This window comes from Fodinibius salsisoli (assembly GCF_026229185.1).
GTDB classification, from domain to species: domain Bacteria; phylum Bacteroidota; class Rhodothermia; order Balneolales; family Balneolaceae; genus Fodinibius; species Fodinibius salsisoli.
Map to the genome: position 1 here is coordinate 55,521 of NZ_JAGGJA010000013.1, position 13,343 is coordinate 68,863.

Below are 13,343 nucleotides of genomic sequence, written 5' to 3' on the forward strand. Positions count from 1 at the left end.
TAAACTTAAGCTCAGTGCCGGGCAGGATGCCCGGCTTACACGACACCATTTAACTCCATTATTCTACCATTGGCAGATCTACACCGCGCTCTTGGGCTGTTTTGATCGCTTCGTCATAGCCAGCATCCGCGTGACGCATTACACCGCTGCCGGGATCATTCGTCAATACGCGCTCCAGTCGCTCATCGGCCATCTCCGTGCCATCCGCTACACAGACCATACCTGCATGAATGGAATAGCCGATCCCGACCCCTCCGCCGTGATGCAGGGAAACCCAGCTGGCCCCACTGGCCGTATTCAACATCGCGTTAAGCAATGGCCAGTCGGCAATGGCATCGGAGCCGTCTTTCATGCCTTCCGTCTCCCGGTTGGGCGAAGCCACCGAGCCCGTATCCATGTGATCGCGACCGATAACCAGCGGAGCATCTACTTTTCCCTCTTTGACCAGCCAGTTGAATTTAGCACCCATCTCGGCGCGCTCCCCGTACTCCAGCCAGCAGATACGCGACGGCAGACCCTGGAACTGCACTTGTTCTTGCGCTTTGTGGATCCACCGGTGCAGCGATTCTTTCTCGGGAAAGGCCTCCAGTACAGCCTGGTCGGTGGTATAGATGTCCTCTGGATTGCCGGAGAGGGCGGCCCATCGAAACGGACCCGATCCGCGGCAAAAGAGTGGACGAATAAAGGCGGGCACAAATCCGGGAAAATTAAACGCCTCTTCCATCCCCCGATGATCGGCTACTTGTCCCCGCAGGTTATTGCCATAATCGAAGGTGACAGCGCCTTCCTCCTGCATCTTCAGCATAGTTTCTACGTGGATGACCATTGAATCGAGCACATCAGACTGATATCCTTCAGGTTCCGATTCTCTTTTCTGCTTAGCTTCATCCAGCGTGTAACCCGCCGGAATATATCCCAACTGCAGATCGTGGGCAGAGGTCTGATCCGTCAACACATCCGGGATCACGCCCCTGTCGAGCATCTTTGGCAGCAGCTCAGCTACATTCCCCAGCAAGCCAATCGATAACGGCTTACCTTTCTCTTTAGCATCCAGTGCTTTGTCGAGGGCTTCATCCAGGTTCGTACATTTAATATCACAATAGCCCGTTTCCACGCGCCGGTCGATGCGGCTTTCGTCCACTTCGATGCCGATAAACGCCGCCCCGTTCATAGTGGCAGCCAACGGTTGCGCCCCCCCCATCCCTCCAAGTCCGGCCGTTACGACCAGCTGACCTTTCAGCGTGCCCTCAAATTTCTGCCGGGCACATTCGGCAAAAGTCTCATAGGTGCCCTGCAGAATGCCCTGCGTGCCGATGTAGATCCACGAACCAGCGGTCATCTGTCCGTACATGGTGAGCCCCATTTTATCGAGGCGACGAAATTCTTCCCAATTGGCCCACTTCGGCACCAGGTGCGCATTGGCAATAAGTACACGCGGGGCTTCTTCATGGGTCCGAAATACCCCTACCGGCTTACCGCTCTGCACCAGCAGGGTTTCGTCATTTTCCAGGCGTTGCAGCGTCTCCACAATTTTGTGATAGCTCTCCCAATTGCGCGCAGCCTTACCTCCACCGCCATACACAATGAGCTCGTCGGGCTTTTCAGCCACATCGGGATCGAGGTTATTCATCAGCATGCGCAGGGCGGCCTCCTGATGCCAGCCCCTGCAGCTTATTTGCGTTCCGGTTGGTGCCTTAATGTTCTTAACGACGCCCTTTGCTGTACTCATAATCCATAGCCTTTATTTCTGGTTCTTAAATAAGGTAAAAAATTAAATCTTTATTGCGTATTAACTTTGTCAAGCCATCTGACCGCAAAATCAGCGGTTGAACAGGTACCCCATACGCTCTACACAGTACGGAAAGTTGCTTCCCTACAGGCGTTTCATTATCATAGACAGGCATAATTAGCTATATTTTGCCGAATCACACCTCTAACTAATCGAAGAATATATATGGCAAAGGGACAGTCTGGTGTAATGGATGATTCTCAAAAACGCGACTTTTTTGGACATCCCCGGGGATTATCTACCTTATTTTTTACGGAATTCTGGGAACGTTTCAGCTATTACGGCATGCGTGCCTTGCTGGTGCTTTTTATGACAGCTGAAGCCACTGGAGGTAACCCAGGCTTAGGTCTCGATGTGGGTAAAGCCACCGCCATCTATGGACTTTATACCTTTTTCGTTTATGTACTCTCCCTCCCGGGTGGTTGGGTTGCCGATAATCTTTGGGGACAGCGAAAGGCTGTTTTTGTCGGGGGATGCATTATTGCCGCCGGTCACTTTAGCATGGCCATTCCCACTACGCCTTTCTTCTTTTTAGGCTTGGTTTTGATCGTCATCGGTACCGGTCTGCTGAAACCCAACGTAAGTTCTATGGTTGGTGATTTATACCCTGAAGGGGGTGCCAGTCGTGACGCGGGCTTCTCAATTTTCTACATGGGTATTAATTTTGGTGCTATCCTTGGCCCCTTGCTTTGTGGCCTGCTGGGCGAAGGGTATAACTGGCACTGGGGATTCTCGCTGGCCGGTATTGGAATGGTTGCCGGACTCTTTACTTATAAAGCCGGAGGAAGGTTTTTAGGATCAGCAGGACAACTGACGACAGGCGAGAGCGACGAGGTCATTAATAAGCGAAGCAGACGGTTTTACGGCATTACCTCCGTTATTGTTGCTGTCATCGTACTCTTTGGTTTCCTGATGAGCTCGGGAGCTATTGAAATCGGCCTGGAGACCCTCGCCACCTATCTGGGATACGCAACGGTCATTATTACCGTAGTTTTCTTTGGTTATATCATCTTCTTTGGAGGACATACGACAGACGAAAAGAAAAAACTGGGCGTTATTTTCTGGCTGTTTATTTTGGCCGCGCTCTTCTGGAGTGGGTTCGAGCAGGCGGGCTCATCACTCAACATATTTACCAAAGAGCTTATCGACCGCTCCTTTGGTCCCAGCGGATGGCTTGCTAATTGGGGAGCATACGGTATTACTTTTTTAGTGGCCCTCCCTGTCTTCTATGTAATCAACCGTGTATTTAAACGCAAAGAATTATGGAATATGGCCAAGTGGATTGTTGGGCTGGCTGCCGTGGGGGTACTGGTCCTTATCTATTGGATTCTCCAAAATGTTGGCATTGGATGGCAAACGCCAGCGAGTACACTTCAGCTCATCAATCCAACCTTTATTGTGATATTAGCTCCTGTTTTCGGCTGGATGTGGACCTGGCTGGCCTCAAAGAATGCCAATCCTTCCATCCCGGTTAAATTCGGATTGGGTCTGCTGGGACTGGCTGCCGGCTTCTTTGTCCTTTCCTGGGGAGCGGCCAATGCATCGGCCAGCAATCCTGTTTCAGTCTCCTGGCTTATTGTTACCTACTTTCTACATACCTGTGGTGAGCTGGCACTGTCTCCGGTGGGACTTTCATCCATGACCAAGCTGGCGCCCGAAAACAGAGTAAGCCAGATGATGGGAATCTGGTTTGTGGCTGCAGCACTGGGCAACCTCTTTGCCGGATTGGTGGCCGGACAGCTGGAAACCCTGGCCCCCAGCAGCCTTTTCTGGAGTGTAGCCATGATGGTAGGTGCCGCGGGTATTGTAGGCCTGCTTGCCAGTCCGTTCGTCCGCCGACTCATGGGCGATATAGAGTAAAGTTTAGTTTTGAGCTATATGTAAATGGTTATTGCGGTGTGTTGCCTTTCCCCACAGGGGCAGAGGTAGCACACCTTTTATTCTTTTTGCCTCCCTCCACCATGCCTCAAGGTGTTATCCCCACCTCAGTGATCTTTATTAATCAAAATAGTTATGCTAAGTTGTGTTTTGGCATGGGTGTTCCTGTATTTATCCATTTCAATAATAATGGACACTATTAATCACGGGATTATAGCAACGGGAACCCTTTACATTTACTTTATAATAATTCAACAGAGAGCATCATGAATACTCTACATTACGCTTTTTTCTTTGTATTAGCGCTTATTATAGTTTCTTGCAGCGATAATGGAACAAGTCCTGACCCCGGCAATGGTAACGGTATATTTCATCTCCATGAAAATGAGGTTACCATCCTGTGTCCTGATGCCGAACCCGGCCAGAAAGGAACAGTTAATGGAACTGAATATGAAGCGGTTGACAGCACCCTTCTGGAGCAAAAAATAGAAAATGGAGAGGATCTGTCTACCGTATGCACTTCACTCGTAACGAATATGCCAAGCTTAAGTACAGTAAATGGATCTTATAATCCAGATATAGAATCTTTTAACCAAGATATAAGCAGTTGGGATGTGAGCAAAATGACTGATATGAACAGCATGTTTAATGGGGCAAAAAAATTTAACGCTGATATCAGCAGCTGGGATGTAAGTAATGTAACTAATATGAGTGGTATGTTTGCTGGGGCCTTAAGTTTTAATCAGGATATTAGTGGTTGGGATGTAAGCAACGTAACGGATATGAGTAGCATGTTTGATGTGGCCTCAAGTTTTAATCAAGATATTAGCGGCTGGAATGTAAACAATGTAACAAATATGAGCTCAATGTTTGCTTACACAGACCATTTTAACGCGGACCTAAGTAACTGGGACGTAAGTAACGTAACGAATATGGGCAGTATGTTTTCTGCGGCTACAAGCTTTAATGCTGATATAGGTAGTTGGGACGTAAGCAAAGTAACAAATATGAGCTATATGTTTTCTGCGGCTACAAACTTTAATAGCGATTTAAGCAGTTGGGACGTAAGCAAGGTCACGCATATGGGTTGGATGTTTGAGGGAGCCTCAAGTTTTAACCAGGATCTTAGCGACTGGGATGTCAGCAAGGTCACCGCAATGCTCCATATGTTTAGGGGGGCTTCAAGCTTTAATGGCGATATCAACAGCTGGGACGTAAGCAATGTTACGGATATGAGCAGCATGTTTGCTGGGGCCTCAAGCTTTAACCAGGATATTAGTGGCTGGGATGTAAGCAAGGTTACTGGCAGCTATGATCATACTGCTGAGATCTATGGGTCTGGTATGAGCGGTATGTTTAGGGGAGCCTCAAGCTTTAATCAAGATATTAGTGGCTGGAATGTCAGTAATGTAATTGATATGAGATGGATGTTTAAGGGGGCCACAAGCTTTGACCAGGATCTAAGCGGCTGGTGCGTCAGTAATATCAGTGAAGAACCAGAGGATTTTTCAAACGAAAGTGCTCTTTCTGATGAGTACCACCCGGTTTGGGGCAGCTGCCCCGAATAGCCTGCGGGGTGACCTTCTCCACTCTTTCACAAGCTGGAACCAAAAAAGCTCACTGGCTGAGAATCATGAACCCGCTCCGGTCTCGGATGGTATCATCCTTCCACCTACGCCCATGATTCGTTAGGCCGGAGGATAACATTTCTTTCAGTATCCAAGAGACGTAACCGCCGGCATAACGAAAATTTCGCTGGAACAAAGGAGTGGAGGGCAGGCGTATAAAAACTATTGCTGTTTGGATCCACCCCAAGTGGATGAGTTCAATGGTTTTAGCCGTATCGGAACGACACATCCCACAGAAGCGATATTCAGACAACCTTTCTGATCCTCGTTGCTCCCTGCCCCCCCCAACACCTTCACAATCCTGACGCCGGAGGCGAACATTCCTTTCGACATTCAAGAGACTTACCTGCCTGCACTACCCCAAGTCAGGGCCATGTATAGACCAAGTCGGCTTCGCGACGGGACCCTGTCGTAGGCTACGACAGGGATATGTCGGGGTCGCGACATGATTACGTCGTAATCTACGACAGGATATTGCCCTACCCTACGACGGCATACGGTCGTGGTTTTAACAGGGCCTATACCAGCCCCTGGCCTTATGAACCTACTGTACCGTCAACAGGGGCGTAAACATACTCGATCGCAGTTGATTGCCGTTCCGGGGTGTATTCCGGACTTCCAGCCGATAGCTGCCGGGCGCCAGCTCTTCGGGGAGGCGCAGCGTCAGCGTCTTGGGCTCGTTGGTGTGGATTTGGGCAACCTCCATCTCATCATCGCCGGACTCATGGACAAAGAACACCCCTTCGTCTTCGATATTATTATAGATCTTCAGGTTATTGCCGGTAACCTCCAGCACATCGCCGGGGGTCAGGGGGTCGTCGCTGGTGTCGCTGGCCCAGTCGTTGACCTCATCAATTTCCGGCCCCACCCCTCCCGCGGCCTGCTTCAGCAGGGAAATATCCACAGCAACTTCGGTGACGGTGCCTTTAGGTACCACGCTGATCAGCACCTCGTGGCGGTCCGGATCAAACTGGTCATCATCGCCCCGGAACCGCCCGCTGATACCGAAACGCGTGCGGATGTACTCATCGGCATATGCTTCGCCTTCCCGCAGGTAGTGAATAATACGCTGCCAGTAATTGTCGATAACGGCGTTGGTTTCGGTGGGTTTCAGGATGGAGCCCGGAGCGGTGATATCCTCAATCAGGTCCTCGCGGGTATTCATGGTCACATCCAGCGGGCGGGCCAGCCGGCTGTCTGGGTCGTCGGGGGTAAAAGGGTTCTCATATAGACAATAGTGTAGCATAATCGGTAATATTAACTTAAGGTTCTTGCTCTTTTGATGGTACTGATCCCTCAGGCCGGCAAGGCGTATCGCTCTTGATGCGTTCAACCCGAGTTCAGCATACCGATAATTAAACCAACGTCAGCTTGATTGAAAATATAGGAACATTTAGCCAATTAACGTGAGTTCGATATAACATGTAGCCCGGACATCTTGTCCGGGTAGTACCGCCATAATTTCCGTGGATCGTATCGGCCAAGATGGCCGATCTACATATTGTTTCCAGCAAAACCACCTTATTTTGACTTATAAGAAGATTTCATATCTCGTCTCGAACGCACGTTAGGTCGGGCAAGATGCTCGTCGTCCTACATGTTTCATTCAAACACAATCGTCCGGTTGTCATGGATAAAAATGCGCTCTTCGAGCACCAGTTTAACCGCCTTCGCCAAGATCGTTTTCTCCACATCGCGGCCGGCATTTGCCATCTCTTCGGCCGTGTAGGAATGATTGACGGGCAACACATCCTGTGCTATAATAGGTCCTTCATCTAAGTCATCGGTGACAAAATGAGCCGTGGCACCAATAATTTTCACCCCGCGTTCAAAGGCTTGCTTATAGGGATTGGCGCCCACAAAAGCGGGCAGGAATGAATGGTGAATATTAATGATACGATCCTGGTAACGGGTCACGAACTCAGGCGTAAAGATCCGCATATACTTGGCCAGCACAATATAATCCGACTGGTACTGATCAATAACCTTTTGGATCTGCTCTTCGTGCTCTCTCCTTTCCAGGCCTTCATGATCCACATAGTGGAACGGAATATCAAAGGCCTCCGTCAACGACCGCAGTTCCTCATGATTACTGATGACGGCGTCAATATCTGCGGGAATTTCGCCATAGTTGTATCGCAGCAGCAGGTCGCCCAGGCAATGGGCCTCTTTGGTTGCCATAATAATCATCGACCGATCACCAATTTTAGCACGCCGGATATTCGCTTTCGCGGGCAAGGCCTGCTCCAGATCTTCCAGCATGCCATTAGGCGTTTCGGCCCCCTCAAAAGCCGTTCGCATTACGAAATGCTCTGTGGTGGCATCCACAAACTCTTGGTTACTCACAATATTTAAGCCGTGTTTATACAGCACTTCTGTAATTCTGTATACCAGTCCCTTTTCATCGGGACAATCGATATGTAAAACCTGCCTCACCATATTCCCTGTATTTATATCTACTTTTTATAAAATTCATTGATATCAGCAACAACACTAAACATAAAAAGGAAAGCAGTCAACTCTTGATTACCATTTGCATGCTGATTAAGGATATCAGACTCCTTATATTGAATGCTATGGAAAACACTACAGCGCCCACTGATTCCAAACAAGAAAACTCAATTACCGAACGTGAACCCATTGCAGCCATTGCCACCCCTGTTGGCGAAGGCGGTATTGCCGTCATCCGTGTATCCGGCCAAGAGGCCATTGCCAAAGTAAATAGCGCTTTCCAGGGCACTGACCTCGCCACCAAAGAGAGCCATACCGTACATTTCGGCAATATTGTAGATGCGGAAGGAGCCGTGGTGGATGAAGTGCTGGTCACCCTGTTCCAGTCGCCCAAGTCGTATACCGGGGAAGAAACCGTCGAGATATCTTGCCATGGCGGCGTGCTGGTCACCCAGGCCGTACTGGAGACCATCCTGGCCCTGGGCGTCCGCTCGGCCGAAGCCGGTGAGTTTACCCAGCGCGCCTTCCTAAATGGTAAGATGGAACTAAGCCAGGCCGAGGCCGTGGCCGACCTGATCCACGCCAAAAGTGCCAAGGCACTGGATGCCGCCCACCAGCAGCTGGAAGGGAAGCTGGGCAAACATATCAAAGAATTTCGCCAACAGATTATCGACGCCACGGCCATGGTGGAGCTCGAACTCGATTTCGTGGAAGAAGATGTGGAGTTTGCCAACAAAGAGCAGCTGCACGAGCTGCTGACCGACCTGGATGAGGAAATCGACAACCTTCTTGCCACCTACGAAACAGGACGCCTCGTTAAACACGGTGTGCGTACGGTGTTCATCGGACTGCCCAACGCTGGTAAGTCGACCCTGCTGAATACGCTGGTGGGCAAAGATCGGGCTATCGTTACGGATATAGCCGGCACCACCCGCGATACTATCGATGTGGACTGGAGCTACGACGGCATCCGTTTTATCCTCACAGACACGGCGGGACTACGGGAGACGGAGGATGTGGTTGAGGCCGAGGGCGTCAAGCGATCACAAAAAGCCTTTGAAGAGGCCGATCTGGCGGTCTATCTGAAAGATCTGTCCCAAACGTTAACGCCGCAAGAACGCGAGGATATCGCTCAATTCCAGCAAGCCGCCGGTGATACGCCCTTTGTGCTCATCGGCACCAAAAACGATATTGCGCTGCAGGTCGACGATGAGCGCATGAGCTACGACCTGAAGATCTCAGCCCTGGAAGGCGAAAAGGTTGATGCCCTGAAGCAGCTGATGAAACAGCGGGCGCTGGAGAACAAACATTATGACGCTTCCAGCCTGCTGGTGACCTCCAGCCGTCATCGCGATGCCCTCCAGAAGGCCCAACAGAATGTAACGAGTGCCATCCGGGCGCTGGACCAGGGCATGACGGGCGACTTCCTTTCTATCGATCTGCGCTCGGCGCTCAAAGATCTCGGTACCATTACCGGCGAAATTACCACTGAAGATGTTTTGGATTCGATATTCTCCCGCTTTTGTATCGGTAAGTGATAAATGTACATAGAACGCAGATGGTGCGAATTAAGCAGTTTATCGCAGATTGTTCAACATTTTTGAGCCTTGCTATAACTATAACAAAAGGCCACTCTAAGGGTCCGGGAAATCGCGGGAAAGCTGTACTTATAAGCTAAAAACGATTCAAAGCAGTAAACGTTATGGTTCTAAATAATATCAGTACAACATCTACTATTTCTCGGTGAGTTTTTTGGTTCGTTTTTTCCTCATTGAAAAAATGAACCTATGATTCAGTAATTCATCATGTGCTTTTTGATAAGCAAAGCCTGCTCCCCAGATAAAGGCAATCCGCGAGATGGATCCCTTGGATCATATCTATCGCGGGAATAAATTACTGCGCTCATGGCCAACAAATTTAAGGCCGATGGTATCTCCTGTCCACTGCTTTAGCTTATATTCTAAATTCTGCCCCCCGGCCTCAGGATTGTGAAGGTGTTGGATTCTCGGCAAGCAACAAGGAGAAGGAGGTATAGCATTGCTTCAAAAAAAGAGCAATAACCTTCTGTTTTGAGTTCCCTTTATTCGCCTGCTATTTCTTTAATTCGTTTTACCACCTCGGTACTATACAGCTGCTCGTCCTTAGTTACTTCTCCCTTGGCCGGGGCTTTATGCCCATAGGTAATCAGCCATACCTGGTCGGCCCCGTCGATGTCAGAACCGTGGCTTCGCCAGGTATCCAGTGGCTGGGTGCCCCGCCCGTGGTCTGTGGTGATGATAAAGGTCGTCTTCCCTTTGTAATAGGGATCTTCCTGGGTATAATTCCACAACTCTCTTAGAAATGCATCGGTGCTGTGAGCGGAGTTCAAGTAGGCCTGGTAGTTGCCATCATGGGCAAAATCATCCGTTTCCCCATAGGCAATATAAACGATATCCGGGTGCTCTCTTTTCATGTACTCCAGCGCATAGTTGTGGGTGAACATATCCAAGCGGACGGATCCCCAGGGGCTGGGCGTATGCGGTTGCACTTTATTCAGAAACTGTTCGATCTTAGTAAGATCCCCGCCCTTTGCTTTCTCAAAGCCCGCATTCACCGGAACACCGCTACGCTGCTCGTTAATGATATAGGGAAAGACATCCCAGCTGCCGAAAGCCGCCACTTTTCCTTCATAGCGGTCGCTGTTATTCAACTGTTCCAATATCGTTACATTGGGATTATTCACCTTATCATTACTGTTGATGCGCCCATCATCAGCTTCGCCCGTCAGAATTTCGTTGTATCCCGGATAGGAAAACAGCATTCCGTTCGTCAGGTTCACCTTGCTCCCCTCCTTCCGGTTCCCATGGATGGTGCCCATTTCGGCAATGGTATTCCAGGTAAACGGAAGCAGGGCTTTGCGCCTTTCGGTCGGTGATACGCGCCAAAACTTTTCTTTTAGCGAGGAAGCGTTGGACACATACTCTTCATTGCCGACCAACAGGGAATCTGCCCCAGTAAAAAGCTCCTGCCAGCGGAGGCCGTCAAGGGTTATCAGTACCACTTTTTCTGCCGGGGAGTTATCCTGGGCACGAACATCTTGTGTCCATGCCCCAAGAAGGAGACTAATCAATACCAGCGCCAAGAGTACAGCTTGTTTCTTCATATTATTCAATGCTTTACAATTATGTATTGTAATAGGATAGATATTCCCGTTCAAAGGAGCCGTCTTCGTATAAATTAATCATCGCGTAGCCCGGCGGGGTTTGCTGATAGTGGCCATTCCACCAGTTACCGCTGACAGCTCCATTACAGTAATAGGTTACGTCATTATAATCAACCCGATCCAGCAGATGAATGTGACCGCTTATACACAGCTGCACGTTAGGATGCTGGTGAAACAGCTCCACAATTCGGCGGGCATCGATGTGCATCCAGGCACCGGGAACCTCCCAATCGCCAGACTTCTCATTATCACCATCAAAATAGGCTGCTGCACACACAATGGGGATATGCGACAGCACCAGAACGGGCGTGTCCTCCGGGGTTTCTGCAAGTTCTTCCTTAAGCCACGCAAACTGCTCCTCATCGAGCCGGGCGGTATACCAGTCGCCATTGACCGAGCGGGTGCTGTCGAGCACGATAAAGTGCCAACCCGCCCGGTCGAAACTATAGTAGCGCTGGTCTAACTCCATCGCCTCCATTGCCCATTTTTTGCCATAAAGCGGGTCATCTTTTGCGCCTTCGCCCCATACATCATGATTTCCAATACAATCAATCACCGGCAAGCCGTTTTCTTGCCGGAGGATGCGGTGCCAAAGATCCCACTGTGCTTTTACTTCTGAACGGGAGGCGCCCAGGGCATCATTAATGGCATCACCGCCATTAAAAATAATATCGGGTGGATCCTGCTGCCCTTGCAGATGATGCAGGCACTGCTCCAGTCCCTTGGCAGAGCGATATTTGTCATTCGTATTATTGCTGACGTGTACATCGGTGATATGAGCAATACGTAAGACCCGCTTCTTATTTTCGGTCGACTGCTTATCAGTTTTTCCTGCTGTCAAAAGGCTGCCCAAGGTGGCGCTGCCGGAATATTTTAGAAAATCTTTTCTATCCATTATAAAACCTCTGCTATGTTATTTAAGCCACCAAGGCGTCTCGCGAATTCCGTCATTACCCGATCCAAACTGACGTTCAATGGCGGTTGAAACATTCGCGTTATTATTCTGATATTCGCTCTGCGGGTAAATCCATCGTGTGGGAGGAGGTCCGGTCTGCGGCTGCAGGAATTCCGGATAGCCGGTTCTCAGCTGCTCAAAATAGAGGCTCCACCCACCCTGCAGGAAAGAACGTAAGTATTTCTGTAAAGCAATGCGCTTTATTTTCTCTTCCATCGTATTTGCGGCCGAGAAGTCAACTTCTGGTCCCTGCAAGTACTCTGCGGCCGCCTGTTCATCCACATAAGAAGCGTAATCTTCAGCATACCTATTATAAAAAGCGAAACTGGCTTTTACCCCTTCGTTGTAATAAGCTTCTGCCGACGAGCTGTTTATCCAGCCCCGCAGTCGGGCCTCTGCCAGAATGAACTGAAGCTCGGAATAGCCCAACAACACGTGCGGCTCATTAGTCGGATCTTCAGTATAGCGCAGGTCAACAAGTGAGATGTTGCCGGCCGCCGCTTTATCACTGTTCTTACCATACTGTCCAATAGGATTACCGCCTTCGTACGCATCAAAATTATCGGTGGATAAGCCCTGCTCACTGGCATTCTTGGTTCGGTTGGCATAGATAAATAAGCGGGGATCCTGCCGGTCTTGCAGCCGCTTGATGAATGTAGAGTCGACATAGATGTCAGAACCGTAAGTGCTGGAATTATATTCGCCGTAGCGGCTTCCCAGCTGATCATAGAACTCCATCTGTCCGTTGTCGGCAATTGACTCTATAAGCGGCTCACTTTGTGCAATGGAAGCAAATCGAGCGGGGATATCTATATCCGTCTCTCCTACTTTATTGGATAAGGTCATCAGCACCTTGAGCCGAAAAGAGTTCACCAACTGCTGCCATTGGGAAGCATCCGAGGTATAGATAATGTCTCCTTCAATGACATCGTTATTTTCTTTCAGCAAAGTGTTGGCCTCTTCCAGCTCGGTTAAAATACCCTCGAAAACAGCTTCCTGGGGATCATAGGCCGGGGCATAAATATTTTCTTTTTCGCCTTGCAGCGCTTCCGAATAGGGAATATCACCGAACCTCAGCGTCAGGTTATAGAAGTAGTAGGCTCGAAAGAACTTGCCCAGGGCTTCGTATACCGGATTATTCACCCGCTTTGCTTCCTCAATCATCTTGGTGACGTTACGCAGACGGTTGTAGTCGTCAAAGCTTTCGCGATTCCACTTATAGTACTGAAGTGAACTTTCGCCTGATGTACTTACAATCATCCGGCTTGCCAGCAGAGGACTAAGTCCCTCTACCTGAAAAGTGTTCGACTCGATTTCGGTTAACAGCAACTGCGGCGGAGTCTGCGAAACGCTGTTGGGATTATCGTCAAGCTCTTGCAAATCATTACACGAAGTAATGACGAATACCATCATCAAAAGGATGTATAGTGACTTCTTCAT

10 protein-coding genes are annotated in these 13,343 nt (G+C 49.4%); 4 read left to right on the forward strand and 6 right to left on the reverse strand.

The genetic code is table 11. The features are described from left to right. Nucleotides 1–58 precede the first annotated feature (58 nt). Nucleotides 59–1,729: a urocanate hydratase gene (gene hutU / locus J6I44_RS16425; RefSeq protein ID WP_265767245.1), complete on the reverse strand. Its 1,671-nt coding sequence runs from the start codon at nucleotides 1,727–1,729 to the stop codon at nucleotides 59–61. A 225-nt stretch (nucleotides 1,730–1,954) separates the two neighbouring features. Between hutU and J6I44_RS16430 the strand changes: the two genes are divergently transcribed. The 3 genes from J6I44_RS16430 (at nucleotide 1,955) to J6I44_RS16440 (ending at nucleotide 5,359) form a co-directional block, all read left to right on the forward strand. Then, a complete protein-coding gene (locus J6I44_RS16430) occupies nucleotides 1,955–3,649 on the forward strand; it encodes a peptide MFS transporter (protein WP_265767246.1) in 1,695 nt (564 codons plus the stop codon). A 284-nt stretch (nucleotides 3,650–3,933) separates the two neighbouring features. Beyond that, entirely contained in the window at nucleotides 3,934–5,235 is a 1,302-nt protein-coding gene (locus tag J6I44_RS16435; RefSeq protein WP_265767247.1) for a BspA family leucine-rich repeat surface protein, read from the forward strand. Next, nucleotides 5,198–5,359, forward strand: coding sequence for a hypothetical protein (locus J6I44_RS16440; RefSeq protein ID WP_265767248.1), 162 nt, complete (start codon nucleotides 5,198–5,200; stop codon nucleotides 5,357–5,359). Before J6I44_RS16435 ends, J6I44_RS16440 begins: the two co-directional genes overlap by 38 nt. Before the next feature lie 480 nt (nucleotides 5,360–5,839). Here the strand turns inward: J6I44_RS16440 and J6I44_RS16445 are convergent, their stop codons facing one another. Both J6I44_RS16445 and purU read right to left on the reverse strand, forming a co-directional pair. Then, complete coding sequence (locus J6I44_RS16445) at nucleotides 5,840–6,541, reverse strand: DNA-binding domain-containing protein (protein ID WP_265767249.1); 702 nt, start codon at nucleotides 6,539–6,541, stop codon at nucleotides 5,840–5,842. Nucleotides 6,542–6,897: 356 nt separating this feature from the next. Next, the gene (gene purU, locus J6I44_RS16450) at nucleotides 6,898–7,734 is read right to left on the reverse strand and encodes a formyltetrahydrofolate deformylase (RefSeq protein WP_265767250.1); all 837 of its coding nucleotides are present in this window, start codon (nucleotides 7,732–7,734) and stop codon (nucleotides 6,898–6,900) included. 83 nt (nucleotides 7,735–7,817) lie between these two features. On the opposite strand from purU, the gene mnmE reads away from it, so the two are divergent. Beyond that, a complete protein-coding gene (gene mnmE / locus J6I44_RS16455) occupies nucleotides 7,818–9,284 on the forward strand; it encodes a tRNA uridine-5-carboxymethylaminomethyl(34) synthesis GTPase MnmE (RefSeq protein WP_265767251.1) in 1,467 nt (488 codons plus the stop codon). Between the two features lie 542 nt (nucleotides 9,285–9,826). Here the strand turns inward: mnmE and J6I44_RS16460 are convergent. The 3 genes from J6I44_RS16460 to J6I44_RS16470 are packed head-to-tail and all read right to left on the reverse strand — an operon-like array spanning nucleotide 9,827 to nucleotide 13,343. After that, entirely contained in the window at nucleotides 9,827–10,888 is a 1,062-nt protein-coding gene (locus tag J6I44_RS16460; protein WP_265767252.1) for an alkaline phosphatase family protein, read from the reverse strand. A gap of 19 nt (nucleotides 10,889–10,907) precedes the next feature. Next, the gene (locus tag J6I44_RS16465) at nucleotides 10,908–11,843 is read right to left on the reverse strand and encodes a metallophosphoesterase family protein (protein WP_265767253.1); all 936 of its coding nucleotides are present in this window, start codon (nucleotides 11,841–11,843) and stop codon (nucleotides 10,908–10,910) included. Nucleotides 11,844–11,861: 18 nt separating this feature from the next. Continuing rightward, nucleotides 11,862–13,343 carry a SusD/RagB family nutrient-binding outer membrane lipoprotein gene (locus J6I44_RS16470; protein WP_265767254.1) on the reverse strand — a complete coding sequence of 494 codons (1,482 nt, stop codon included), beginning with the start codon at nucleotides 13,341–13,343 and terminating at the stop codon, nucleotides 11,862–11,864.

Coding starts and splice junctions, on each gene's coding strand:
- hutU (WP_265767245.1), bottom strand. CDS start 1,729: ATGAGTACAGCAAAGGGCGTCGTTAAGAACATTAAGGCACCAACCGGA.
- J6I44_RS16430 (WP_265767246.1), top strand. CDS start 1,955: ATGGCAAAGGGACAGTCTGGTGTAATGGATGATTCTCAAAAACGCGAC.
- J6I44_RS16435 (WP_265767247.1), top strand. CDS start 3,934: ATGAATACTCTACATTACGCTTTTTTCTTTGTATTAGCGCTTATTATA.
- J6I44_RS16440 (WP_265767248.1), top strand. CDS start 5,198: ATGAGTACCACCCGGTTTGGGGCAGCTGCCCCGAATAGCCTGCGGGGT.
- J6I44_RS16445 (WP_265767249.1), bottom strand. CDS start 6,541: ATGCTACACTATTGTCTATATGAGAACCCTTTTACCCCCGACGACCCA.
- purU (WP_265767250.1), bottom strand. CDS start 7,734: ATGGTGAGGCAGGTTTTACATATCGATTGTCCCGATGAAAAGGGACTG.
- J6I44_RS16460 (WP_265767252.1), bottom strand. CDS start 10,888: ATGAAGAAACAAGCTGTACTCTTGGCGCTGGTATTGATTAGTCTCCTT.
- J6I44_RS16465 (WP_265767253.1), bottom strand. CDS start 11,843: ATGGATAGAAAAGATTTTCTAAAATATTCCGGCAGCGCCACCTTGGGC.
- J6I44_RS16470 (WP_265767254.1), bottom strand. CDS start 13,343: ATGAAGAAGTCACTATACATCCTTTTGATGATGGTATTCGTCATTACT.